Here is a 23,622-nt window from a genome sequence, read left to right as displayed (position 1 = left end):
GTCAGGTGTCTTTCTGGTGGAGGCGGGTGAGGTAGTCGTTGTAGGCGTCGAGCTCGGGATCTCCGTGGGCGTCGGCGCGGCGGTCGGCGGCGACGGCCTGGGCGGTGTCGTCACGGAACCAGCGGTGCATCACGTAGATGAGCATCAGCAGGGTGGGAGCCTCGCCGTACGACCAGGCCAGCCCACCGGCCAGACGCTGGTCTTCGATCGGGTCGATGCCCAGCGCGCTCGTCGGGCCGGCGAACCCGTCGATGAGGGTGGTGGTGGCCATCATCAGGAAGACGCCGAAGAAGGCGTGCAGGGCGGCTTCGGCGAACACGTCCAGGGCGCGGCCGCCGTGGCTCATCCGCACCGGCAGCGGGTCAGAGGACAGGATCGGGATGGTGAACAGCATCCCAGCGACCAGGAACCCGACCTCGAGAAGGGTATGCCCGGTGACGGTGGACAGGATCGGGTCGGCGAAGTTCGCCAGGTACAGACCATAGAACGCGGCCAGGTAGAGGGGCACCGCCAGCCACGGGCTGAGCAACCACCGCGCGGTGCGACTGCGCAGCCCAGCATGCGCGGCACGCAGCACCAGGAGACCCGGGCCGTGGTGCGGGGTGGCACGCAACAGCAGGGTGCCGGGAGAGCCGAGGACCAGCAGCGGCGGGATCGCCATCATCAGGGTGAGCTGCTGGAACATGAACACCGAGAACAAGGCGTACCCGTAGTTCTCCACCGCCAGCCCGGTTACCGCGGCAAGGGCGACGCAGCCGAGCAGGAAGCTGACCGTCCGCCACACCGGCCAGCCGCGGCTGCGCACCCACATGCGGATCGCGCCAGCAAGATAGACGACCGCGAGGAGTCCCGCGAGAATCGGCAGTACCGGAGCCGGAAGCGGGGCCGGCGTGAGAAACCCGCCCAGGGTCGGCGGGGCATCCGGGATCCACACGGTCGTCACAGCGTGTCCTTCGCCGGCTGGTCTACGCCAAGGGTCTGCGCGTGGCGGGCCGCAAGCTCGTCGACCGCGCGCGGCAAAGCGGGGTCCTCGCCTCGGGCCAGTCCCGCGTACTCGACGCGCACACCATCCGGGGTGGTGCGGGCTTTCACCCAGAGCCGCCGGCGGGGCACGAACAGTCCGGCGAACAAGCCGAGGGTGGCGAGCACGGAGAACCCGAGCACCCAGGCGCTGCTGGGATCGCGTTGGATCTGCAGCGACGCGAACCGCTTCACCGGCTCCTCCGCCGTGACTTCCTCCCAGGTGATGGTGCCCCACCCGTTCGGCAAGTCGACAGTGGCGCCGGGGGTGAGCTCAAGGGAGTCGGCGGCGGTGTCGCCACCGGTGTGCTGGGTAAGCCCGTCGACCTCGAGGGTATACACCGATCGGGGGGTGCCGTCGTCGATGCCGAGATCCCCGCTGAACACGTTGAGAGTGATCACCGGGTTGATCACGTCCGGATAAACGGAGGTGAACGCGCCGGAGGGCAACACCCCCTGGGTGGGGTAGAAGAACCCGACCAGCCCGACCTGCTCAGGCAACCCGTCCGGGACCTTGATGATCCCCAGCGACGTCATGTTCGAGTCCTGCGGCAGGAACGGCTGCGACTCGCTGTACACGACCTCGCCAGCGGCGTCGCGAATGGTGAGGGTGGGGGCGTACCCATTGCCGAGTAAGTAGATGCGGTCGCCTCCGACGGTGATCGGGTAGTTCACGATCACGCTCTGCGCCCGGTCGTCCTGCCCGGGCTGGCGGATGGTGACGTCGGCGGAGAAGTCGCCGGCCTGGCCGGCGCCGGGCGTGCCGGGCAGGCGATAGGAGACCTGGAAGTCATCGAGGGTGAGCGAGTAGGGGGCAAGCCCGGTGCCGTCGACGAACCGGCCGGGGTTGAACGAGGAGTAGTCGCTGAGGGCGTTCACGAACGTGGTGCCCTCCACCACCACCCGCTGCCCCGTGTACGCAAACGACCCCCCGATCGCCACGGAGACGAGCACGCCCACGAGGGCGACGTGGAAGATCAGGTTGCCGGTCTCGCGCAGGTAGCCGCGCTCGGCCGACACCGACGCCGCGCCGCGGGCGTCGTAGCGCTCCACCCGGTATCCGGCTCTCCGCAGCTGCGCTGCCGCGACGTCGATCGCGTGGGAGGCCGGGTCGGTCTGCCCCTCCCCTATCGGCAAGGTCAACTCCCGATACTCCGACAGCCGCGATAGGCGTGCCGGGGTGCGCGGCGGGCGAGAGCGCAGCGCCTTGTAGTGGTGCTTGGCGCGCGGGATCACGCAACCGATCAGGGAGGTGAACAGCAGCAGATAGATCGCGGAGAACCACGGCGACAGGTACACGTCGAACAGGCCCACCGCATCCGCCAGCGGGAACACGTCGGGGTTGTTTCGCTCCCACTGGGTGACGCCGTTGGGGTCGGCGCTGCGCTGCGGGAACAGCGATCCAGGCACGGCGGCGATGGCGAGAAACAGCAGCAGCACCAGCGCGGTGCGCATGCTGGTCAGCTGCCGCCACGCCCACCGCAGCCAGCCCGTGATGCCCAGCGCCGGCTGGGTGATCTCGGTCGCGGATTCGCTGTCGGCGTGGTCGCCGGGGCGCAGCGGGTCGGCGGTGACGTCGGTGCCGGTGTCAGAGCGGGAGGGGGACATTGATCACCACCTGTTGCAGCTGCGACATCAGCGCCGTCCACAGCCCCGTCACCATCAGCAGGCCGAGGGCGATGAGCATGGCCCCGCCGATGATGTTCAGCGCGCGAATGTGTCTCCGCAGGAACGCCACCGATCGGGACGCCCACCCCCACCCGGCCGCGAGGATCAGGAACGGGATGCCTAAGCCCAGCGAATACGCCAGACCGAGCAGGCCTGCGCGGGCGGGGTCGCCGAGGTTCCACGACATCGAGATGATCGCCGCGAGCGTCGGGCCGATGCACGGCGTCCAGCCGACACCGAGCGCGAACCCCAGAAGCGGCGCCCCGATCAACCCCGCCCTGCCCTGCGCGCGGGGCCGGAAGGTGCGCTGCGCGATCCCGAAGAACCCAAGGAACACCAGCCCCAGGGCGATGATGACGACCCCGAACACACGAGTGAGGATGCCCGCGTACTGCAGCAGCAGGAACCCGAAGGCGCCGCCGAGGATCGTGACGGCGACGAACACCACCGTGAACCCGGCGATGAACAAGCCCACGCCCAGCAGCAGCCGGGCACGCTCCGCCCTCACGATGCCTCTACCGTTCACCGCGGGGGCCACGGATGTCGTGGTGGTGCTGCCGAGGTAGCCGAGGTAACCGGGCACCAGCGGCAGCACGCACGGGGACACGAACGAGACCAGGCCGGCGAGGATCGCGACCGGGACAGCGACCCACAGGGCGCCGTCGACGACCATCTGTCCCGGGTTCACGAGGCGTCCTCGGCGAGCGTGTCCGCGACCAGGGTGGACAGGATCGACGCACCGGCCAGCTGCCCGATGATCCGCGCCGCGACCCGCCCCTCCTGGTCGATGACGAGGGTCGTCGGGGTGGCCTGGATCGGGGTTGCCTGCGCGAACGCGAGCTTCACCCGTCCGTCGTTCACGTCGATCACGCTCGGGTAGGTGACGTTGTTGTCACGGGCGAACGACTGAGCGGTGGCGGGCTGGTCGTAGGTGTTCACCCCAAGGAACGCGACACCCCGATCCTGGTAGTCCTGCCAGACCTCCTCGAGCATGGGCGCTTCGACGATGCACGGCCCGCACGCCGCATACCAGAAGTTCACCACCAACACCTTGCCTCGGTAGTCGTCACTGGACACCGTCTCGCCGGTCTCGGTGACGCCCTCGAACACCACCGGCGCGCCGCGGTCCCCCGCTGGGATCTCGACGACCTGGAAGTCACCGGCGATGTAGCCTTTCTCGTTTCCGTTCCGGTACTGCTGCGCGAGCGAGTCGCTGGAGGTGCACCCGGCCAGCAGCAGCGCCGCGACCAGCGTCACGGCGGCAACGACTCGGCGGCGGATCATGCGCGCTTGACCTTGATCAGGGCACCGGCGACCAGGAACACGACCGCCGCGACCGGTTGCGCGGCCGTCCACACCGGGCCGGTGAACGGGAACACCGGGTTCCAGATCACCGCGATCACGACGAACACCGGCACCCACCACCACTGCCGCGCCTGGACCGCGAACCACCCCACGATGACCGCGAGGATCGCCGCGACGAACAGCACCACCGTGAACCAGTCCCCACCCATCAGCACCGGCGCGAGGAACAACACCGCCGCCGCGAGCAGCCCCGGCGCGAACGCGTTGCGCTGATACACGGACGGGGTCCGCTGCTTCGCCATCATGACCCGCTCACCACTGAGCCCGCCGCAGGAGACGCACCGGTTGTCGCGCTCGCGCGGGCACGGCGATGCCGGATCCACATGTTCAGGCCGAGGACGATGACGCCGGCGCCGAGGGCGACGTCGGCAAGGTTCCCGATGAACAGGTTCCCGTAGGCGAGGAAGTCGGTGACGTGACCGACCCCGAACCCTGGCGGCGAGAAGAGTCGGTCGATCACGTTTCCGACCGCGCCGCCCAGGATCAGCCCGATCCCCACCGCCCACCATCCCGTCCGTGCCCGCGCCGCGGCGACGATCAGCAGTATCACGGCGCCGACGCCGAGGAGAGTGAGTAGCCCTGTGAACCCGGAGCCAAGAGAGAGGATTGCGCCCGGGTTGAACGCGAGCTGCAGCCCGAGCAGATCTCCCAGCAGCGGGATGCGCTCGTCCTGGCTCAATCCGCTGAGTGCGGCCGCTTTCGTCGCCTGGTCAACCAGGACCACCACGCCGGCGGCCACGCAGGCGATCGCGAATCGTCGGGACTGCTCACGATTCATCGGCTGGACCCTCTTTCCCCGGTGCCGACATCCCCGCCGCCCTGACCGGACGCAGCAGCTGCTCTGTCGCGGCGGCGGCGCTTTCGAGCCACCATGAGTACGACCAGCAGGGTGCCGCCGAGCACGATCACACCGCTCACGACCGCGAGGACGGGTAGGAGCTCCCCACCTCCGGAGGGGCCATTGTGCATCTCTCCGAAGGTCGTGGCCGGGGTCGTCGCAGACGGTGCGGGTGTCTGTTCCTCGGTCGCTTCGGGGGTGGGGGTACTGGTGGGCACCGTGATCGCCTCGACCGTGTACTGATACTCATTGCTGATCGGGTGCCCGTCGCTGGAGACGACTCGCCACCGCACCGTGAACACCCTGCGAGTGGACAGAGTAACGGCGTGCGAGGCGGACAGCTCGCGAGCCAGCTGCACACCACTGTTGCCGCCGCCGACGATGAGCACGTCCCCGGCAGGGATCTGCCCCGGGTACAGGTACTCGCTGCTGTGCAGCACGACACCCGGCACGCGCAGCCAACTCGCCCACTCCGGCAGTCGAGGATGCGCGGCCGCGGCGGTCGCGCACACCACATTGCGGGTCTGCACCTCACCCGCCGTCGTCGACAGCAGCAGAGTCGAACCGTTCCCACGATGCTCTAGCCCCGTAGCTTGGACGCCCCAAACGGTCTCCACGCCGAGCCCGGCTTCCACATACGTGAGGTAGTCGACCATCTCGTCCGCCCGTGGATCCCGGCGCTGATCACCCAGCAGCCGGCGCGGAGACAACGCACTATGCCGGGCGTCGCTGAGCAGCTCCATCGAATGCCACCGCGACACCCAGGAGCGTTGCCCGGGTCCGGCCGCGTCGATCACCACGAACTCGTGTTGCGGCCGGAGCCCTTCCGCGCTCAACGCCGCAGCGACCGCCAGCCCGGCCTGCCCGGCGCCGACGATGATCACCCGTCGATGTGACAATCCCGCCCGCATCACTGACCACCGCTCACCGCGGCCTGGATGAGGTTCTCAAGGTCGTCCCACTCCTGCAACTCCGCGAGCTCGCCGTCGACGAAGAACGTCGGTGTGCTGCTCACCCCGAGAGCGCGACCCTCTTCAAAGTCCTGATCGACACGCTCAGCCGTTGACGGGTCCGCGACGGCGGCGTCAAAGGCGGCCATATCCAGGCCGAGCTCTTCCGCGAAGCTGCGGAACAAGTCGGCGCGAGACTCCTGCGCCTCACCCCACTCCGCCTGTGACTCGAACAAGCGGTGGTACATGTTCTCGAACCGGTCCTGCTGCGCGGCCGCTTCCGCCGCGATCGCGGCGTTCTTCGAATTGAAATGACCCGGAAGAGGGAAATAGCGGACCACATAGGTGATCTCCCCGGCGAACTGCTCCCGCAGATCCTCCACGATCGGGTAGAACGACCCACATGCCTCGCACTCGAAATCCAGGAACTCCACCACCGTGACCGCGCCGTCACCTCCGTCATCGAGGACGTGCGAGTTCTCCCGCACCAGCTGCGTCGACGAGGAGCCGTCCCCGGACGAGGGCGGAGCGGCTTGGCTCTGATTGACAAGGACATAGATCAACGCGGCCACAACCAGCACCACCACGACGGCAATGGTGACGAGAGTCGCCTTTCCAGGGGTTTTCATCGGGCACTCCAACCAAGACACGGCACAGGACAACACCCGGGCACAGGGCCCGGGACGAAGCACCACCCGACGGGGTGGCGTGCCAGATATCAGGTTCGGGAAAGACCCAGTTGCGTCAACGAGAAAACGATGGGGTGCGCCTGCGCGGCCGAAGCGGGAATGAGCGATGGCATCCGTGGCGCTGCACCCAGGACAGGTGGCATCCGCCGACGCCACAGTCTCCGCAGCGCCACCATGAACGTGAGGCCGCACAGGACACTGAACACACACAACGCCGCACCGACAAGTGCGTTCGACCCCGACCAGGAGCTATCAGCGACTTCCTCATGCGCGGCCGCGGCATCTAGTACTGGCTCCACATGCGGGTCCATCAGCCCCGATACCACGAGAGGAACGGGCGCCGCCCCATCCAGCTCCGTATGGGCTGTTGCCGCCAGCCCGAGCATCAGCAGCAACGCCAAACCGACGCTAGTAATGAGCCTCATTATCAACAACTGCTCATTCAGCGTCACGGATCGCGGGTTCCGTGCCGAGGACGTCATCCCTAGCACGATAGCGCACGCATCTAGCCGCATTCGGAGGCCGGCTCCGTCGACAGTTGGACCAGTCGGCGCCTGATCCTGAAATGGATGACTATTCCCCGAAGCCGTTGCGTGCCGAAGACATCGAGCGCAGCATCCTGAACCAGCTCGCAGAGCGCGTCGTCGAAGCCGCCAGCGAGCGTCGCTCGACGTGGGCTCGCTGGAACCTCTACGCCGAAGCCGCGCGCCAGACGATGGGGTGGCGGTTCGCCGCGACCGAGGACCGTGAGGCGGTCGTCGGCATGATTACGGATGCTGCGGAGCAGCGCTCCACGCGCCTCACGCCACCTGAGCTCGCGGTCTCGCCCGCTGAGTTCCGACGCGCCGATGAGACGAGCGTCTTCCGCCCGCGCAACTCCGCGCGCTACTCATCGATTGCGCTGCTGGATGCGGAGGAGCGACTGCTCACCGCGTCGCACGCGACCGATGCGCCGGTGGTCAGCGCTGCAACCCTCGAGCGTGCCGAGCATGCGCGCCGCAATCACGGGATCGTCCTCGGTGAGGATCAGCGCGCGGCGCTCCACTCGATCGCAACTTCCGCACGCTCGCTCGACGTACTGATCGGACCGGCGGGGGCGGAGCTCTTCCCCTTCGTCACCGACGGAACGGACATCGAGTCGCACTTTCTCGACCTCGCCTACCTGGTGCGCAAGTACCCGGAGATCAATCGGGATGCATTGGAGGCGCTCCGCACCGACGCGAGGGCAATGGTGAGAGACGAGTCGGTGAAGGTGATGATCAATGCCCGAAACGAGGAAGCCAATCGACAACGGAACCGAGGCGAAGAGGTGCCGAGCGCGGCCGAGGTGATGCTGAGCGCGCAGGTGGAGCATGACGGTGCCCCCGATCGCTTCACACACGGCAAGAAGTGGAAGTGGCTCAAGAGGTTCAACGCTTTGGTGCAGGAGCAACACGGCGTAAATCGGCCGGCGGACGTCGTGGACGCCTGTCTCGCAGTGACGGCACTTCGGGTCCCTGCTCCGTCTTGACGCGTCCAACTCGCGGCTCAGCGACGGTGAGGTTCGAGTTCACCGTTCCATTCATCGAGAGGATGCCCGTGACTTCAGGAATCGAGTAGTCCGCCGGTCACGTCGGGGGCAACTTGCGATGTAGATAATTACTCGACAGTTCAGATATCTCGACATCGCTCCAGGGTCGTCGAGATCTCTCGAAGCCCAGTCGCGTATGCTGGCAATCACCACCACCGGAGTGAGGTCGAAGGCCGATTTCCGGGGGTTTTGGGCATCCGCGAGACCATCCGGGCCTGTGGCGCAGCTGGTAGCGCACCTGCATGGCATGCAGGGGGTCAGGGGTTCGAGTCCCCTCAGGTCCACCGAAGTCATCGCGATGAGCCCGGCAGAGTGCCGGGCTTTCGCTTTTCTCCCGTCCGATCAGAAGGGTGGCGGTTCGTCGTCGGGGACGAACATCACCCTCGGCGGTGGTGCTTCGCGGTAGCGCCGCCCGAGGGGGCTGGTGAAGTGGAGCACTCCTCCGGTGCTCTGCTCGACGGCCCACTCGGTTTCGGTCTTCAACGTGTGGTGTCGGATGCAGAGGTGGGAGAGGTTGCCGATGTGGGTTCTGCCGCCGTGTTGGTGTTCGTGGTTGTGGTCGATGTGACACCGTACGGCGGGTTGTCGGCATCCGGGCATGCGGCAGTGCTGGTCGCGGGCGCGGAGGAATCGGACTTGTTCGGTGGTGGGGGTGTATCGGTCGGTGGCGAGGACGGTGCCGGTGACGGGGTGGCACATGATGCGGTCCCATCCGGGGGCGTCGCCGGCGAGCTTCTTCGCGGTGGCGGGGTCGATGGGGGTGTGTCCGTTGAGCATGGCTCCGGCATCGGTGGTGCCGGTGAGGGTGGTGACGGGCACGACGATCTGGACGACGGCGCGGATCGCGCCGAGCCCGCCGGGGGATCGGTCGGTGGTGGGGTCGATGGTGGGGGTTGCGGTGAGGAGGAGGTCGGCGGCGATGTCCGCTTCGATCTGCCGCACCGTCCGCGCATCCTCCACGCCGCCGTCGCGAGCGTGGTCGTTCGCGGCGTTCTTCGTCTGTGTGGCCATGCGGCGGAGTCGGTCTTTGGCGCCGTGGGCGAGGGTCGCGGGCAGCAGCATCTGCAGCAGCGCCATGCCGTCGGCGAGGTCGTGGACCGACACTTCCCGGTCGCCGTTCGCGGTGTCGAAGCGTTCGGTCATGCCGGTGGGGTCGAGTTTCTCCGCGAGTTGTCCGGCGTACGCTTTCGTGCGTCCCGGGGTGGTGGTGGCGGCGTAGTCGAGCACGACCGACTCCCACGCCCCCCGCACCTCGTCGGGCAGCCGGTGACCGGCATCGCGGATGACGCTCACGTGCCGCATCGAGATCGTGCCGTGCGCGAGCGCGTTCACGGTCGCGGCGAACCGGTGGACGAGGTCGTACGCGTCGGAGAGTTCCTTCTGCACGGTCATGTCGTGCTGGTGCGCGGCCGCGCCCAGTTCGGCCGCGACGGACCGCATCGGCATGTCCCGTTCCCGCGACGACCGTGACACGATCTGCGCGGTCTGCGCATACGCGAGTTCCGCGACCCGGGCGTGGTGACGGATCAGTTCCGCTTGCGCGCGTGCGAGCGCGACCCTGGCCGCGACCGCGGCATCGACCTCCTGCCGCATCCGGCCGTGCTCATCGCTCACGAAAACCACGCGCGCACCACCATCCGAACCTCGGGAGAGTGGGCACATCTCTCACTGACAGGACCACACTACGACGGGCCACCGACATCAACCCTCGACCGTCGCCGCCCCGCCGCGACATAGGCTGGCCGCGTGATCCGTCGCGTCGTCGCCGCTGCTGTGGGCGTGCTGCTCGCGCTGCCGGTCGCCGCGGCGCCGACTCCGTCCGAGGAGCAGCACGCCGGTGTACGCGTGGTCGCGGCATCCGCGGGTGATGAGGCAACGGCCCGCGTCGAGCAGATCGTCGCGGCGATGTCCGTGAGGGAGAAGGCGGCGAGCGTCGTCATGGGACACATCCCGACGACCGACCCCGCCACGGCGGCGGCGTACATGTCCCAGAACCAGCTCGGCGGATTCATCCTCATGGGCGCCAACGTGCCGCGCGACGAGGCATCCCTCCGCGCGCTCACGGCCGCGATGACCCCGGATGCGGCGTTCCCGCCGCTGCTGGCGATCGACCAGGAGGGCGGCGACGTGTCGCGGCTGTCGTGGGACGCGTTTCCGGCGGCGCTAACGCTCAAGAACGGCTCCGACGACGAGGTGCGCGACGCGTTCGCCGGGCGGGGCGCGCTCGTCTCGCGTGCCGGCATCGGCGTCAACTTCGGGGTCGTCGCCGATGTCACCTCCGACCCAGGCATGTTCATCTATCGGCGGGCGCTCGGCACCGATCCGGCCGGTGCCGCCCGGCGCGTCGCCGCCGCGGTCTCGGGGGAGTCGGCCGGCGCGCTCTCGACGCTCAAGCACTTCCCCGGCCACGGAGCCGCACCGGGCGATTCGCACAACGGCATCCCCGCCACCGACGAGTCGCTCGAGCAGTGGCGCGCGGCCGACGCCGTGCCGTTCGCCGCCGGTATCGAGGCGGGAGCACCGCTGCTGATGTTCGGCCATCTGCGTTACCGGGCCGTCGACGCGGCGCCCGCGTCGCTGTCGGCGGAGTGGCACCGCATCGCCCGCGACGAGCTGGGATTCACGGGCGTGGCGGTCACCGACGACCTGGGGATGCTGCAGGCTTCCGGCGAGGCCCAGTACCGCGACCCCGTCGCGAACGCGGTGGCGGCCCTCGCGGCGGGCAACGACCTGGTGCTGTCGGTCATGTTCACGACGCCCGATTCGGCTGGGCGCATCGTCGACGGGATCGTCGCCGCCGTCGAGTCCGGCGCCCTTCCGGCCGCGCGCCTGGACGAGGCGGCGACGCGCGTCGCCGGGCTCCGGCTCGAGCTCGGCGACGACGGCGCCGCGTTCGCGCCCTGCGGCGACTGCGCGCCCGCGGGCTAGCGCGTCAGACCACCGCCAGGAGCCGTTGGCGCACCGCCGCGCCGCGCTCGGCGAACCCCCGTTGATGGCGCACGTACTCCGCCTTGCCCTCGACGGTCTCGATCGCGACGGGATCCAGGCCCCATGCGCGCAGGTCGTACGGCGAGGCGCGCATGTCGAGCTCTCGGATGTCGCGCGCCAGGGCGAACGCGTCGAGGAGCAGCTCGCCGGGCACGAGAGGGCCGAGCTTCACCGCCCGCTTGTACAGGTCCATGCCGGCGTGCAGGCATCCCGGTTGCTCCGTGCGCACCTGGTCCTCGCGCCGCAGCGTCTCGCGGTTGCGCGGGATGGCGTCGGGCGTGAAGAAACGGAACGCGTCGACATGCGTGCAGCGGAGGTCGTGAGCCTCCACCACCGCGTCCGTGCCCTCGTGGCCGAGGCGCAGCGGGACGTCGTGCCGCACGTCGGCCGCGCGGTAGGCCATCGCCCACTCGTGGAGCCCGAAGCATCCGAACGAGCCCGCCCGGCCCGCCGTCGCGCGCAGGATGCGGCGGACGGCCTCAATGAGCGGACCTTTCTCCGCGCGGAACGCCGTGTCGTCGACCATCGCAGTGTCCGGCACGGGCCCCGGGCGGTACCACCGCTGCGCGAGCCGGTCGGCGGCGTCCTCGAGCACCACATCCGCGCCCGGATGCCAGCGCCGCAGGAGCGACGGCCGGTACGAGTAGTACGTGTACAGGAAGTCGTCGACCGGATGCGTCTCGCCGCGCGCGACCCGGGCCCGGCGGCCCGCGGTCATGCGGTCGGCGCGTTCGGCGTGCGCGCGTTCCCGCTCCCGCCACTGCGCGCTCGCGAGCGAGGCGGGCGCGGCGACGGACGGCATCCCTCGAGGATACGGCGGGGTCAGTCCTCGACCGGCTCGATGAGCTCCGGCCCGTTGTTGCGGACGTTGCCGACGGCCTTCGAGACCACATGGTCGTCGAGCGTGTCGGCGATCGCGGGAGCGGCGTCGTGCGCGGCGTCGAGCACGTCGCGCACGTTGTCGGTCGTCGGGTCGAGCCACGCATCGGCGTGATCGGGGTCCATGAACAGCGGCATGCGGTCGTGGATCGACCCGAGCCGGCCGATGGAGTCGCGGGTGAGGATCGTGAAGCTCAGCAGCCACCGGTCGGGGTCGTCCTCGCCGAGCGCGGGGTTCTTCCACCACTCGTAGAGCCCGGCGAAGAACATGGGCTGCTCGTCGGCGGGGTGGATGAAGTGAGGGATCTTGCCGTCGGGCGTGGTCTTCCACTCGTAGTAGCCGGTGGCCGGGATGATCGCCCGCCGCTTGTGGAGCGCGCCCCGGAACATCGGCTTGTCCTCGAGCTCCTCGCTGCGCGCGTTGAACGCCCGTGCGCCGATCTTCGGGTCTTTTGCCCACGACGGCACGAGCCCCCAGCGGGCGGTCTCGAGCCGCCGCACCGGCGGCTCCTCCTTCGCGGAGTCGAGCACGATCGCCACCGGGGCCGTCGGGGCGATGTTGAACGAGGGCGCCGGCAGGTCATCGCCCTCGACATCGACGCGGAGCACGCCGACCAGCTCCGACCCGGCATTGGCTACGACGAAACGTCCGCACATCCTCCCACGCTACGCCCGGCCGCCGACCTCACGCGCTCGGATCGCCATGGACGACGCCGACATCCTGCAGGCGCTCGAGCAGTCCGGCGCCGTCGGACTCGGTCACCCACGGCACCGCGGCCGCGGAGTGGTCGTCCACGACGGTGCGACCACCGGCGAGTACGGCCTCGGCGGGGGAGAGACGCCGGATGGCGACGGCCGCCACCGACTCCGGATGCGCGCTGGCGAAGCGCGTGTAGATCTCGTCGTCGTGCTGCCCGTCGTCGCCGATGAGGAGCCAGCGGATGCGGGGGAACTCGGCCGCGAGCCGGCGGAGGTTGGAGTCCTTGTGGTCGCGGCCGCTGCGGAACCACCGGTCGTGCGTGGGACCCCAGTCGGTGAGGAGGATCGAGCCGGGCGGGAACAGGTGCCGGCGCAGGAACCGGATGAGCGTCGGCGCGATGTTCCACGCGCCGGTCGACAGGTAGAGCACCGGTGCGCCGGGGTTCTCGCGGGCGAGGCGCTCGAGTAGCACGGCCATGCCCGGCACCGGCTGTCGCGCGTGCTCGTCGAGGACGAACGAGTTCCACGCGGCGAGCAGGGGGCGCGGGAGAGCCGTGACCATGACGGTGTCGTCGACGTCGGACACGATCCCGAAAGTGACGTCGTTGCCGACGATGAAGACGCGGGTCTCCACCGGCTCGCTGTCCTCCACCGACATCGAGACGGTCTGCCACCCGGGCTGCAGCCGGCCGGGGACGACCGTGTCGATGACCCCGCCGCGATCGGCGACGACGTGGTGCGACACCCCTTCGACGTCGATCCGCACCTGGGCGAAGCCGACGGGCACGGCGACGAAGCTGCGCCAGCCGCGCACGCTCGCGTACTCGCCGGGGGCGGGCTTGCGCACCGGCGGGGCGATGAGGACGCGGCCGACGACGCGCACCCAGTCCTCACCGCCGTATCCCGGGAAGCCGGTCACCTGGGGCCGCAGGCCGCGAGCGCGCGCGCGCCGCTCGCGCCACGCGTGGAAGCGCCGTTCGAGACGGGCCAGCCAGAGGATCTTGGTGCGGGGGGCGTCGGAGGGCATCCCCGTCAGTTTTCCACGTCGCCCGTCCCGGCGTCGTCCAGGTGACGCCGCTCGTAGCGTTCGAGTACCCTCTTGCCGATCCACACCAGCAGCAGGAACACGACGATGATGCCGACGAAGACGTACCCGGCGAAATGGATCGTGTCGCTGAGCTCGCGGTAGGTGCCGGCGGCCGCCGCCGCCACCGAGATGTACAGCGCCGCCCACACCGCGCATGCCGGCGCCGTCCACGCGAGGAAGCGGCGATAGCTGTAGCCGCTCATCCCCACCGTGAGGGGCACGAGCGAGTGCAGGACGGGGAGGAAGCGCGACAGGAAGATGGCGGGCCCGCCGCGGCGCTCGAGGTAGCGCTCCGAGCGCGCCCAGTTCCGCTCGCCGATCCGGCGGCCCAGGCGTGACGCGCGGATGCGGGGGCCGAGGAAGCGCCCGAGCGCGAACCCGACGCTCTCGCCGATGAGGGCGCCGACGACGACCGCGATTCCGAGGAGCACCCCCTCCCACGGTGAGGAGACGGCCGTGCCGGCGACGATCACGATCGTGTCGCCGGGGACGATGAGCCCCACCAGCACGCTCGTCTCGAGCATGATCGCAAGGCCCGCGATGACGGTCCGCAGCACGGGATCCACGCTCTGCACGGCATCGAGCAGACCGGACAGGATCTCGTTCACGCCGTCAGCCTAGAGCCGACGACCGCGTCTAGCCTGGGAGCGTGTCCGCCGATGCCGCCCCGCAGCTGTCGCGCGCGGGCGTCGCCCGGATCGAGCTCGACCGCCGCGTCGACGCCGCCGCGGTGTTCGCGGAGCTCGCGGCGCAGCATCCGCACGTCTTCTGGCTCGACGCCGGGCCCGCCGCGTCGCACGGCTGGAGCTATCTCGGTGCGGGGCGTGCGGCCTCGGCGGCGGAGGTCCGCGGCGTCGACGCGTCGGCGGCTCCGCGCCGTGAGCCTGGTTCGCCGGCGTTCGTGACGGGTTGGGTGGGATGGCTCGGCTACGAGGGAGGCGCGGCCCGTGCGGGCGCCCCCGTCGCGCCGGCGGATGCGGCGGCGCCCGCCGACCGCTGGCTGCGCGTGGACGCCGTCATCGCGATCGACCACGCGACGGGGAGGGCGTGGGCGGCGGGAGAGGGCCAGGTCGCGGCGCGGCTCGCGTCGGCGTGGAACCGCGCGGGCGATGCGCCGCCCGCCGTCCCCGCGTCACCGGTGCGCACGGCCACGGCCCGGCACGCACCCTCCGGGTACGCCGAGCTCGTCGAGCGCTGCCGCGACAGCATCCGCGAGGGCGATGCGTACCAGCTGTGCCTCACGACGCGGTTCGCGATCGAGGGCGAGGTCGACCCGGTCGCCGCATTCTCGCGCCTGCGCCGCGACGCCCCGTCGCACCACGGCGGCATCGTGCGTGCGGGCGAGGAGGCGCTCGTCAGCGCGAGCCCCGAGCGCTTCCTCGAGATCGACGGCGGGCTCGCGCGCACGCATCCGATCAAGGGCACCCGGCGGCGGGAGGCCGACCCCGGCGTCGATGCCGCACTGGCCGCCGAGCTGCGCGCCGACCCGAAGGAGCGGGCCGAGAACGTCATGATCGTCGATCTCATGCGCAACGATCTCTCCCGCGTCAGCGAGCCCGGCACGGTCGCCGTCGAGCGGCTCCTCGAGGTCGAGAGCTATCCCACCGTGCACCAGCTCGTGAGCACCGTGTCGGGGCGGCTGCGCCCGGGGGCGACGATCGGCGACGTGCTGGATGCGGCCTTCCCGGCCGGGAGCATGACCGGCGCCCCGAAGCTCTCCGCCATGACCATCCTGCACGACCTGGAAGGCGCGGATCGGGGTGTCTTCGCGGGCTGCTTCGGCTGGGTGGGCGACGACGGCGCGGCCGACCTCGCGATGGTCATCCGCTCGATCGTGACGTTCCCGGGCGGCGCGTACGTCGGCGCCGGTGGGGGCATCACGTGGCTGTCGCGGCCCGACGCGGAGGTCGCGGAGGTCGCCCTGAAAGCCCGGGCGCCGCTGGCCGCCGCCGGCGCCGCTCTGCCCGCCGACTGGGCGCGGTGAGGGTCCGGTAACCTGGAGGACGGCGCTCCGGCGCCTCTCCCGACCTCCAGATTGGCTCCGCCGTGTCCCAGACCAGCTCTCCGTCGACCGCTGCCGAAAGCGGGGGCTTCGACCCCCACGAGATCCAGCGGAAGTGGCAGGCGCTCTGGGCCGAGCGCGATCCGTTCCGTGCCGGCGGCGACGACGACGCCCGGCCGCGCAAGTACGTCCTGGCGATGTTCCCGTACCCGTCGGGCGACCTCCACATGGGGCACGCCGAGAACTACCTCTACTCCGACATCGTCGCGCGATTCTGGCGCCACCGGGGGTACAACGTCCTGAACCCGATCGGGTGGGACTCCTTCGGCCTGCCCGCCGAGAACGCGGCCATCCAGCGGGGCGCCGACCCCGTGCAGTGGACCTACGGGAACATCGCGCAGCAGAAGCAGAGCCTGAAGGACTACGGCGTCTCGTTCGACTGGAGCCGCGTCCTGCACACGAGCGACCCGGAGTACTACCGCTGGAACCAGTGGCTGTTCCTGAAGCTCTACGAGCGCGGGCTGGCCTACCGCAAGGAGAGCCCGGTCAACTGGTGCCCGTTCGACCAGACGGTGCTCGCGAACGAGCAGGTCGTCGACGGCCGTTGCGAGCGCTGCGGCAATGAGGTCGTCAAGAAGAAGCTCACGCAGTGGTACCTGAAGATCACCGACTACGCCGACCGCCTGCTGGACGACCTGAACCAGCTGGAGGGCTCGTGGCCGCAGAAGGTCATCCAGATGCAGCGCAACTGGATCGGTCGCTCGGTCGGCGCCGACATCGACTTCGAGATCGAGGGCCGCGAGGGCACCGTGACGGTGTTCTCCACGCGCCCCGACACGCTCTTCGGCGCGACCTTCTTCGTCGTCGCGCCCGACTCCGACCTGGCGGCGGAGCTCGTCGCCGAGGCCTCGCCCGAGGCGCGCATGCGCTTCCAGGACTACCTCGAGCGCGTGCAGAAGAGCACCGACATCGACCGCCAGTCCAGCGACCGCCCCAAGACGGGCGTGTTCCTCGAGCGCTACGCGATCAACCCCGTCAACGGCGAGCGGCTGCCGATCTGGGCCGCGGACTACGTGCTGGCCGATTACGGCCACGGCGCCGTCATGGCCGTGCCGGCGCACGACCAGCGCGACCTCGACTTCGCGCGCGCGTTCGACCTGCCGGTGAGGGTGGTCGTCGATACGACGGCGCCCGTGACCGGCGCGATCCCCGTCATCGAGTTCGACCAGGACGGCGTGCCGCTGGACCCCGGAGGGGAGACGCTCGACGACCTCGACCCGGTGCGCACCGGGATCGCCCTGACGGGCGAGGGGCGCATGATCAACTCCGGCCCGCTCGACGGGCTGTCCAAGCGCAACGCGATCGCCCGCGCCATCGATCTCCTCGGGGAGCGGGGCCGCGGCCGCGCCGCCAAGACCTACCGGCTGCGCGACTGGCTGATCTCGCGTCAGCGCTTCTGGGGCACGCCGATCCCGATGCTGCACACCGAGGACGGCCGCATCGTGCCGGTGCCCGAGGACGAGCTGCCGGTGCGCCTGCCCGCGGTGGAAGGGCTCGACCTCTCACCCAAGGGCCAGTCGCCGCTGGGCGCCGCGACGGAGTGGGTGCAGACGGTCGCGCCCGGCACGGACGAGCCGGCGCGTCGCGACCCCGACACGATGGACACCTTCGTCGACAGCTCGTGGTACTACATGCGCTTCCTCTCGCCGGGCGATGAGACCCAGCCGTTCTCCTCGCGCGAGGCGGACAAGTGGGGCCCGGTCGACTTCTACATCGGCGGCGTCGAGCACGCGATCCTGCACCTGCTGTACGCCCGCTTCGTCACGAAGGCCATGTTCGACATGGGGATGGTGGAGTTCACCGAGCCGTTCTCGAACCTCATCAACCAGGGCATGGTGATCCTGGGCGGCTCGAAGATGTCCAAGAGCAAGGGCAACCTCGTGCTCTTCCAGGAGGAGCTCGACACGCACGGCGCCGACGCGCTGCGCGTCGCGCTCGCCTTCGCCGGCCCGGTGGAGGACGACAAGGACTGGGACGACGTCTCGACCACCGGTGCGGCCAAGTTCCTGGCGCGGGCGCTGCGCATCGCGCACGACGTCGACAGCGAGCGGGACGTCGTGTGGGCCGAGGGCGACGCGGCGCTGCGCCGCGTCACGCACCGGCTGCTGGCGGATGCGCCGGGGCTGGTCGAGCAGACGAAGTTCAACGTCGTCGTGGCCCGACTCATGGAGCTCGTCAACGCGACCCGCAAGGCGATCGACTCGGGAGCCGGCGCCGCCGACCCCGCCGTGCGCGAGGCCGCCGAGGGGACCGCGATGATCCTCGATCTGTTCGCGCCGCACACGGCGGAGGAGATGTGGAACGCGCTCGGCTACGAGCCGTTCGTGGGTCTCGTGCCGTGGCGCTCGGCCGACCCGACCCTCCTCGTGGAGGAGTCGGTCACGGCGGTCGTGCAGATCGACGGCAAGGTGCGCGGCACCCTCGAGGTGCCCGCGCGCATCGATGCGGCGGAGCTCGAGCGGCTCGCACGTGCCGACGCGAAGGTGCAGCGCGCACTCGGCGACCGCGAGATCGTCCGCGCGGTGGTGCGGCCGCCGAAGGTCGTCAGCTTCTCGACCAAGTAGTCCTCCCCAGGCGCGCGGGCGCTCGCGCTTTCCGTGACCGGACGGCGTCGGGTCGTCCGGTCACGGCCGGCCGCCTAGCGTGACGGCGTGGGCGGATCAGGAGACGGCTCGAGGCGACGCCGGTTGTCCGCCGGCGCGGTCGTCGTGCTCGTGCTCGCGGCGTTCGCGGTCACCGTCGTCATCGGCATCGTCCGTGGCGCCGGCGGAGACGCCGAGGCGGTGCCCGCCCACGGGCTCGCGGCGCCGACAGGCGGATCCGACGGACCGGAGCCGTCCTCGGCCGCGTCCGACACCGTGCTCGTCCATGTGGCGGGCGCCGTCCGCTCGCCGGGGGTCTACGCGCTGCCCCGCGGCGCCCGCGCGACCGACGCGATCGCGGCCGCGGGCGGCTTCGCCCCCGACGCCGACCGCGCGATCGTCAACCTGGCGCGCGACGTCTCCGATGGCGAGCAGCTCCTCGTCCCCGTCGTCGGGGCGCCTCCGCCCGCGGCGCCGACGTCCGCCGCGGGCGACACGATCGTCGATCTCAACACGGCCGACGCGGCGGCACTGGACACGCTCCCCGGGATCGGTCCCGCCCTCGCCGGCCGGATCCTCGACTGGCGCACCGAGAACGGGCGGTTCGCCAGCGTCGAGGACCTGCTCGCGGTGCCGGGGATCGGCGAGAAGCTCGTCGACGGTCTGCGCGACCGCGTGCGCGTGTGATGCGCCGTGTGCGGATGCTCCCCGTCGCCGCGGCGACGTGGGTGGCGGCCGCGGCGGCAGTGCTCGTGCCCGGGAGCGCCGTGCCGATCGCCGCCGTCGCGTGGGGGGCCGCCCTGCTGCTGACGGCGCTGGCCGTGCGCGCCCGCGGCGGACTCCTCGGCGTCCTGGCCGTCGTCGCGGCCGCGGTGGGCGCGGTGGCCGTCTCGGTGGGCGCGGCCCTCCCAGCCCGCGACGCCGTCGTCGCCGTCGCGGGCGGACGCACGGTCGAGATCACGGCGACCGTGTCGGGACGGCCGGATGCGGCGGCATCCGGTGACCTCTGGTTCGATGCCGTCGCCGCAGAGGTGCGCGCAGGGGACGAGGTGCTCTCGACCGCGGTGCCCGTCCGGGTCGGGGCCACGGAAGGTGTGCCGGCCGGGCTCGAGCTGGGCGCCCGTGTGCGCGTGCGCGGGACGGCATTCGCCGCAGATGCGGGGCAGCGCGCGGCGGTGATCGTCCGCTCCGACGCGGTCGAGGTCGTCGCGTCGCCGGGCGATGGGTGGGACGTGCTGGCCACCGTCCGCGCGCGCTTCGCGGAAGCGGCGCGGACGCTGCCGGGCGACGGCGGCGCGCTCGTTCCGGGGCTCGCGGTAGGGGACACGTCCGCGGTGCGGCCCGAGCTGGAGGACGCGATGCGCACCTCCTCGCTCACGCACTTGACCGCAGTATCCGGCGCCAACTGCGCGATCGTGGTCGGGCTCGCCTTCGGCCTGGCAGCGCTCTGCGGTGCGCGCCGGGGGGTGCGCGTGGCGGCGGGTGTCGGCGCCCTCGTGACGTTCGTCCTGCTCGTGACGCCGGAGCCGAGCGTCGTGCGCGCGGCAGCGATGGCCGCGATCGCGATGCTCGCCGTCGCCCTGGGCCGCCCCGCCGTCGGGCTCGCCGTCCTGAGCGGCGCCGTGGTCGCGTGCCTCGTCGTCGATCCGTGGCTCGCGGTGAGCATGGGATTCGCGCTGTCCGCGGCGGCCACCGCCGCCCTCCTCACCCTCGCGCGGCCGCTCGCGTCCGGCCTCGGACGCCTGGTGCCGATGCCGCTCGCTCTGGGCATCTCCGTCCCGCTGGCGGCGCAGCTCGTGTGCGGGCCGCTCCTGATCCTCCTCGACCCCTCCGTGCCGGTGCTCGGCGTGGTCGCGAACCTCCTCGCCGCCCCCGCCGCGCCGATGGCGACGGTCGCCGGCTTCTTCGCGTGCCTGGCGGCGCCGTTCCCGCTGCTGCAGAGCGGTCTGGCTGCGCTCGCCTGGCTGCCGGCGACGTGGATCGCCGGTGTCGCCCACGCGGTCGCCGCGGTGCCTGGCCAGCGCGTCCCCTGGCCGGCCGGGATCGCGGGGGCGGCGCTGCTCGCCGCCGTCGGCGCGGGGATCGCCGTCGCCGTGGGAGTCCGCACCCGCGGCTGGCGGACGCGCCTGGTCCGTGCCGTCGCCATCGGCCTCGTCGCGGTCGTCGGGGGAGGAGTGGCCGGAACCATGATCCTCGGGGGCGTGGCCGCGCGATGGACGGTTCCCGCCGACTGGCGGATCGCGATGTGCGATGTGGGGCAGGGGGATGCGGTGCTTCTGCGCTCAGAGCAGCGCGTCATGCTCGTCGACACCGGTCCCGACCCTGCGCGACTGACCGCGTGCCTGCAGCGCTTCGCGATCGACCACGTCGACGTCCTCGTCCTCACGCACTTCGACTCAGATCACTCCGGAGGCGTCGCCGCGGTCGTCGGGCGTGTCGGAACGGTCCTGCACGGGCCGCCGGATGCGGACGGGTCTCGCGCGCTCGCGCGGCTCGCCGAATCCGGAGCCCGCGTGATGGCGGTCGAGGCCGGCGACGTCGGCACGCTCGGCGATGCGCGTTGGCGCGTGCTGTGGCCGGCCGCATCCGTGCGGACGCCGGGGAACGCCGCGGGGGTCGCACTCGCGGTGACGGGGGAGGGGATCCCGTCCACGCTGCTGCTGGCAGACCTCGACGCGGAGGCTCAGGTGCGCCTGCGCGCGAGCGCGGATCTCGGCGCGTTCGACGTCGTCAAGGTCGCCCATCACGGCAGCGCCGACCAGGACCCGGCCCTGTACGAGCGCACGCAGCCCCGCGTCGCGCTGGTGTCCGTGGGGGCCGGCAACGACTACGGGCATCCGCGAGCCAGTATCCTCGCGGTCCTGCGGCGCCTGGGTGCGCTCATCGCGCGCACCGACACGGACGGAGCCGTCGTCGTGTGGCGCGACGGTGGGGCGCTGCGCATCTGGCGCGGCGGCGTCGGGCCCCCGGATTAGGCTGGACGGCATGGCTGCCGCACCCCGTCGATCCTCCTCGACGCGGGGCCGCGCGGCGGCGCCGCGGTCGGTGATCCCGCAGGTGCCGTGGCGCGATCCACAGCCCGCGCCGATCGTGCTGGTCTCGGGCCCGGAGGAGGTCTGCGCCGAGCGGGCGACGGCCGGCATCCGCGACTTCCTCAAGGCGGAGGATCCGAGTCTCGAGGTCAGCGACATCCGTGCCGACGACTACACCGCCGGGACGCTCCTCGCCGTCACGTCCCCCTCGCTGTTCGGCGAGCCGCGACTCGTGCGCGTGTCGGGCGTCGAACGCTGCTCCGACGTCTTCCTCGCCGAGGCTGTCGCCTACCTCGCACAGCCGCAGGAGGGCGCGACGGTCGTCCTCCGGCATACCGGCGCAAGCGTGCGCGGCAAGAAGCTCCTCGATGCCGTCCGCGCGGGCGAAGGCGACGGCGTCGAGATCGCATGCCCCGCGATCAAGCGCGACAGCGACCGCTACGACTTCGCCGCGGGGGAGTTCTCCGCCGCGCGCCGGCGCATCGCTCCCACGGCGCTGCGCGCGCTCGTGTCCGCCTTCGCGGACGACCTCACGGAGCTCGCCGCGGCGTGTCAGCAGCTCATCGCCGACGTCGACGGCGACATCGACGACCGCATCGTCGAGCGGTATTACGGCGGCCGGGTCGAGACCTCGGCCTTCACGGTGGCCGACCTCGCCATCGCGGGTCGCCACGGCGAAGCGCTCGTCTCGCTCCGGCACGCGCTCGCGTCGGGAGCCGATCCCGTTCCCCTCGTCGCGGCGGTGGCCATGAAGCTGCGCGGCATGGCGCGCGTCGCGGGTTCGCGCGAGTCGTCCGCGGCGCTGGCGTCGCGGCTCGGCATGAAGGACTGGCAGGTCGAGCGAGCCAGGCGCGACCTCGTCGGCTGGTCGCAGGCGACACTCGGCCGCGCGATCCAGGCGACCGCGCGGGCCGACGCCGAGGTCAAGGGCGCCTCGCGCGACGCGGTGTTCGCCCTCGAGCGCATGGTGACCGTGATCGCGACGCGCGCGCCGTTCGCATCCTGACGCCGGTCGACCGGTCCGGGAACGACGAAGGCCCGCCCCCGGAGGGACGGGCCGTCGGAAGAGCCGGGCTCAGAGAGCGGCGACCTGCTTGGCGATCGCCGACTTGCGGTTCGCGGCCTGGTTGGCGTGGATGACGCCCTTGCTGACGGCCTTGTCGAGCTTCTTGGTCGCGGTCGCGAGCGCCTTCTCGGCGGCGGCCTTGTCACCGGCGGCGATGGCCTCGCGGGTGCGACGCACCTCGGTCTTGAGGGCGCTCTTCACCGACTTGTTGCGCTCGCGCGCCTTCTCATTGGTCTTGTTGCGCTTGATCTGCGACTTGATGTTCGCCACGTTCGACGTCTTTCGTTCGGAGTTACTGGATTCGTGTCGCCAAGCGGGAGAGGGGCGCCGTGCGACGGTCGTGCGGGAAGGCCCACACGCAAGCCAACAACAGAGTCTATCAGCCCTGCTCGACCGTCGTGATCGCGAGGTTGAGGAGCGCATTGAACACCTGCGGGCGCATCGCGGTCACGAGGTGCGTCGTGCGGGGGACGACGATGAGCTCGGCGTCGGGCCTGATGCGCCGGAACAGGCGCTCGTTCACACGCAGCTGATCCCACTGCCCGTTGATGAACCACAGCGGCACACGGATGCGGCGAAGCGCTGCGAGCAGGTCGAGCACCGACAGGCTCGCCAGGGCCGCGTCCTGCGCGTCGAACGCGTAGCCGCCGGCGCCGAAGTCCGCGCGCGTCTCGTCGGGAAGCGTCCGGGAGAGCACGTACTGGGTGAGCGCCATGCCGCGATCGGGGAGGGCGTCGAAGCGGCGCGCGAGCACGCGGTAGGTGGCCAGGGCTGCGCCGCGCGGGATCGCGGTGCACGACGCCGCGATGAAGCCGGCGATCGGCGGCGCATCCACCTGTCCGGCGTACTCGATGCACAGGAGGCCGCCCATCGAGTGCCCGGCGAGGAGAACCGGGCCCTCCTCGGCGGCCGCGCGCACGGCTCGGTCGATCGTGGCGAACGCCTCGTCGAGCGTGAACGTCTCCGCCATGCGCGCGCCGTGCGCGGGAAGGTCGACGGCCGTGACGGGGTTGCCGCGCTGCCGCAGGTAATCGACCTGGGCGCGCCACATCGTCGCGGACGTGCGGATGCCGTGCACGAGCACGACCGGGACCGTCACGGGCTCAGCCTAAGCGAGCGCCGAGAGT

General features: G+C 71.0%; 23 protein-coding genes and 1 tRNA gene. 8 read left to right on the top strand and 16 right to left on the bottom strand.

What is annotated here, in order from left to right; genetic code table 11:
• Position 1: 1 nt before the first annotated feature.
• The 9 genes from EI169_RS09020 to EI169_RS08980 form a co-directional block, all read right to left on the bottom strand.
• Entirely contained in the window at positions 2-943 is a 942-nt protein-coding gene (locus EI169_RS09020) for a cytochrome c oxidase assembly protein (protein ID WP_125132026.1), read from the bottom strand.
• Positions 940-2,628: a cytochrome c biogenesis protein ResB gene (locus tag EI169_RS09015; protein WP_125132025.1), complete on the bottom strand. Its 1,689-nt coding sequence runs from the start codon at positions 2,626-2,628 to the stop codon at positions 940-942. Before EI169_RS09015 ends, EI169_RS09020 begins: the two co-directional genes overlap by 4 nt.
• A complete protein-coding gene (locus tag EI169_RS09010; RefSeq protein ID WP_125132024.1) occupies positions 2,609-3,376 on the bottom strand; it encodes a cytochrome c biogenesis CcdA family protein in 768 nt (255 codons plus the stop codon). Before EI169_RS09010 ends, EI169_RS09015 begins: the two co-directional genes overlap by 20 nt.
• On the bottom strand, positions 3,373-3,972 hold the full coding sequence (locus EI169_RS09005; protein ID WP_125132023.1) for a TlpA disulfide reductase family protein: 600 nt from the start codon (positions 3,970-3,972) through the stop codon (positions 3,373-3,375). The genes EI169_RS09010 and EI169_RS09005 overlap by 4 nt, the downstream gene beginning before the upstream one ends.
• Positions 3,969-4,298, bottom strand: a complete 330-nt coding sequence (locus EI169_RS09000; RefSeq protein ID WP_125132022.1) for a DUF6804 family protein — start codon at positions 4,296-4,298, stop codon at positions 3,969-3,971. The genes EI169_RS09005 and EI169_RS09000 overlap by 4 nt, the downstream gene beginning before the upstream one ends.
• Positions 4,295-4,831 carry a signal peptidase II gene (locus EI169_RS08995; protein WP_125132021.1) on the bottom strand — a complete coding sequence of 179 codons (537 nt, stop codon included), beginning with the start codon at positions 4,829-4,831 and terminating at the stop codon, positions 4,295-4,297. The genes EI169_RS09000 and EI169_RS08995 overlap by 4 nt, the downstream gene beginning before the upstream one ends.
• Positions 4,828-5,775 carry an NAD(P)-binding domain-containing protein gene (locus EI169_RS16580; RefSeq protein ID WP_205783767.1) on the bottom strand — a complete coding sequence of 316 codons (948 nt, stop codon included), beginning with the start codon at positions 5,773-5,775 and terminating at the stop codon, positions 4,828-4,830. The genes EI169_RS08995 and EI169_RS16580 overlap by 4 nt, the downstream gene beginning before the upstream one ends.
• 26 nt (positions 5,776-5,801) lie before the next feature.
• Positions 5,802-6,470, bottom strand: coding sequence for a thioredoxin domain-containing protein (locus EI169_RS08985; protein ID WP_125132020.1), 669 nt, complete (start codon positions 6,468-6,470; stop codon positions 5,802-5,804).
• An 89-nt stretch (positions 6,471-6,559) separates the two neighbouring features.
• On the bottom strand, positions 6,560-6,982 hold the full coding sequence (locus EI169_RS08980) for a hypothetical protein (RefSeq protein WP_125132019.1): 423 nt from the start codon (positions 6,980-6,982) through the stop codon (positions 6,560-6,562).
• A 113-nt stretch (positions 6,983-7,095) separates the two neighbouring features.
• Here EI169_RS08980 and EI169_RS08975 point away from each other — a divergent pair, with 113 nt between their 5' ends.
• Both EI169_RS08975 and EI169_RS08970 read left to right on the top strand, forming a co-directional pair.
• The gene (locus EI169_RS08975; protein ID WP_125132018.1) at positions 7,096-8,040 is read left to right on the top strand and encodes a hypothetical protein; all 945 of its coding nucleotides are present in this window, start codon (positions 7,096-7,098) and stop codon (positions 8,038-8,040) included.
• A 271-nt stretch (positions 8,041-8,311) separates the two neighbouring features.
• Positions 8,312-8,384, top strand: a tRNA-Ala gene (locus EI169_RS08970).
• 58 nt (positions 8,385-8,442) lie between these two features.
• Here EI169_RS08970 and EI169_RS08965 read toward each other — a convergent pair.
• Positions 8,443-9,714 (bottom strand): HNH endonuclease signature motif containing protein, encoded by a 1,272-nt coding sequence (locus EI169_RS08965; RefSeq protein WP_164515471.1) that lies wholly within the window; start codon positions 9,712-9,714, stop codon positions 8,443-8,445.
• A 132-nt stretch (positions 9,715-9,846) separates the two neighbouring features.
• Here EI169_RS08965 and EI169_RS08960 point away from each other — a divergent pair, with 132 nt between their 5' ends.
• Positions 9,847-11,028, top strand: a complete 1,182-nt coding sequence (locus EI169_RS08960) for a glycoside hydrolase family 3 N-terminal domain-containing protein (protein WP_240640381.1) — start codon at positions 9,847-9,849, stop codon at positions 11,026-11,028.
• A gap of 4 nt (positions 11,029-11,032) precedes the next feature.
• Here the strand turns inward: EI169_RS08960 and EI169_RS08955 are convergent, their stop codons facing one another.
• Genes EI169_RS08955 through EI169_RS08940 form a run of 4 tightly spaced genes read right to left on the bottom strand, consistent with a single transcriptional unit; the run spans position 11,033 to position 14,361 of the window.
• Positions 11,033-11,890 carry a 3-methyladenine DNA glycosylase gene (locus EI169_RS08955; RefSeq protein ID WP_125132016.1) on the bottom strand — a complete coding sequence of 286 codons (858 nt, stop codon included), beginning with the start codon at positions 11,888-11,890 and terminating at the stop codon, positions 11,033-11,035.
• Between the two features lie 20 nt (positions 11,891-11,910).
• A complete protein-coding gene (locus EI169_RS08950; protein WP_125132015.1) occupies positions 11,911-12,624 on the bottom strand; it encodes an SOS response-associated peptidase in 714 nt (237 codons plus the stop codon).
• Positions 12,625-12,652: 28 nt separating this feature from the next.
• Positions 12,653-13,693 carry a phosphatase domain-containing protein gene (locus tag EI169_RS08945; RefSeq protein ID WP_125132014.1) on the bottom strand — a complete coding sequence of 347 codons (1,041 nt, stop codon included), beginning with the start codon at positions 13,691-13,693 and terminating at the stop codon, positions 12,653-12,655.
• A 5-nt stretch (positions 13,694-13,698) separates the two neighbouring features.
• Positions 13,699-14,361, bottom strand: coding sequence for a DedA family protein (locus tag EI169_RS08940; RefSeq protein WP_125132013.1), 663 nt, complete (start codon positions 14,359-14,361; stop codon positions 13,699-13,701).
• Between the two features lie 41 nt (positions 14,362-14,402).
• Between EI169_RS08940 and pabB the strand changes: the two genes are divergently transcribed.
• From pabB to holA, 5 genes are all read left to right on the top strand, one after another.
• Entirely contained in the window at positions 14,403-15,737 is a 1,335-nt protein-coding gene (gene pabB / locus EI169_RS08935; RefSeq protein WP_240640380.1) for an aminodeoxychorismate synthase component I, read from the top strand.
• A 122-nt stretch (positions 15,738-15,859) separates the two neighbouring features.
• Complete coding sequence (leuS, locus tag EI169_RS08930; protein WP_240640729.1) at positions 15,860-18,379, top strand: leucine--tRNA ligase; 2,520 nt, start codon at positions 15,860-15,862, stop codon at positions 18,377-18,379.
• Positions 18,380-18,466: 87 nt separating this feature from the next.
• On the top strand, positions 18,467-19,084 hold the full coding sequence (locus EI169_RS08925) for a ComEA family DNA-binding protein (RefSeq protein ID WP_125132011.1): 618 nt from the start codon (positions 18,467-18,469) through the stop codon (positions 19,082-19,084).
• Positions 19,085-19,098: 14 nt separating this feature from the next.
• Positions 19,099-21,372, top strand: a complete 2,274-nt coding sequence (locus EI169_RS08920; RefSeq protein WP_240640379.1) for a ComEC/Rec2 family competence protein — start codon at positions 19,099-19,101, stop codon at positions 21,370-21,372.
• Positions 21,373-21,382: 10 nt separating this feature from the next.
• Positions 21,383-22,435 carry a DNA polymerase III subunit delta gene (holA, locus tag EI169_RS08915; RefSeq protein ID WP_125132010.1) on the top strand — a complete coding sequence of 351 codons (1,053 nt, stop codon included), beginning with the start codon at positions 21,383-21,385 and terminating at the stop codon, positions 22,433-22,435.
• 69 nt (positions 22,436-22,504) lie between these two features.
• Here holA and rpsT read toward each other — a convergent pair whose 3' ends face one another.
• Positions 22,505-22,765, bottom strand: coding sequence for a 30S ribosomal protein S20 (gene rpsT, locus EI169_RS08910; protein ID WP_125132009.1), 261 nt, complete (start codon positions 22,763-22,765; stop codon positions 22,505-22,507).
• A gap of 109 nt (positions 22,766-22,874) precedes the next feature.
• On the bottom strand, positions 22,875-23,594 hold the full coding sequence (locus EI169_RS08905; protein WP_125132008.1) for an alpha/beta hydrolase: 720 nt from the start codon (positions 23,592-23,594) through the stop codon (positions 22,875-22,877).
• Positions 23,595-23,622: the final 28 nt, after the last annotated feature.

This window comes from Microbacterium sp. 10M-3C3 (assembly GCF_003931875.1).
Classification (GTDB): Bacteria; Actinomycetota; Actinomycetes; order Actinomycetales; family Microbacteriaceae; genus Microbacterium.
This window is presented reverse-complemented; position numbering and strand designations above follow the sequence as displayed.

Excerpts from the sequence above, each read along its gene's own strand:
- EI169_RS09015 (WP_125132025.1), bottom strand. The coding sequence starts at position 2,628 with ATGTCCCCCTCCCGCTCTGACACCGGCACCGACGTCACCGCCGACCCG.
- EI169_RS09005 (WP_125132023.1), bottom strand. The coding sequence starts at position 3,972 with ATGATCCGCCGCCGAGTCGTTGCCGCCGTGACGCTGGTCGCGGCGCTG.
- EI169_RS09000 (WP_125132022.1), bottom strand. The coding sequence starts at position 4,298 with ATGATGGCGAAGCAGCGGACCCCGTCCGTGTATCAGCGCAACGCGTTC.
- EI169_RS08995 (WP_125132021.1), bottom strand. The coding sequence starts at position 4,831 with ATGAATCGTGAGCAGTCCCGACGATTCGCGATCGCCTGCGTGGCCGCC.
- EI169_RS08985 (WP_125132020.1), bottom strand. The coding sequence starts at position 6,470 with ATGAAAACCCCTGGAAAGGCGACTCTCGTCACCATTGCCGTCGTGGTG.
- EI169_RS08975 (WP_125132018.1), top strand. The coding sequence starts at position 7,096 with ATGGATGACTATTCCCCGAAGCCGTTGCGTGCCGAAGACATCGAGCGC.
- EI169_RS08955 (WP_125132016.1), bottom strand. The coding sequence starts at position 11,890 with ATGCCGTCCGTCGCCGCGCCCGCCTCGCTCGCGAGCGCGCAGTGGCGG.
- EI169_RS08950 (WP_125132015.1), bottom strand. The coding sequence starts at position 12,624 with ATGTGCGGACGTTTCGTCGTAGCCAATGCCGGGTCGGAGCTGGTCGGC.
- EI169_RS08945 (WP_125132014.1), bottom strand. The coding sequence starts at position 13,693 with ATGCCCTCCGACGCCCCCCGCACCAAGATCCTCTGGCTGGCCCGTCTC.
- EI169_RS08920 (WP_240640379.1), top strand. The coding sequence starts at position 19,099 with ATGCTCCCCGTCGCCGCGGCGACGTGGGTGGCGGCCGCGGCGGCAGTG.
- holA (WP_125132010.1), top strand. The coding sequence starts at position 21,383 with ATGGCTGCCGCACCCCGTCGATCCTCCTCGACGCGGGGCCGCGCGGCG.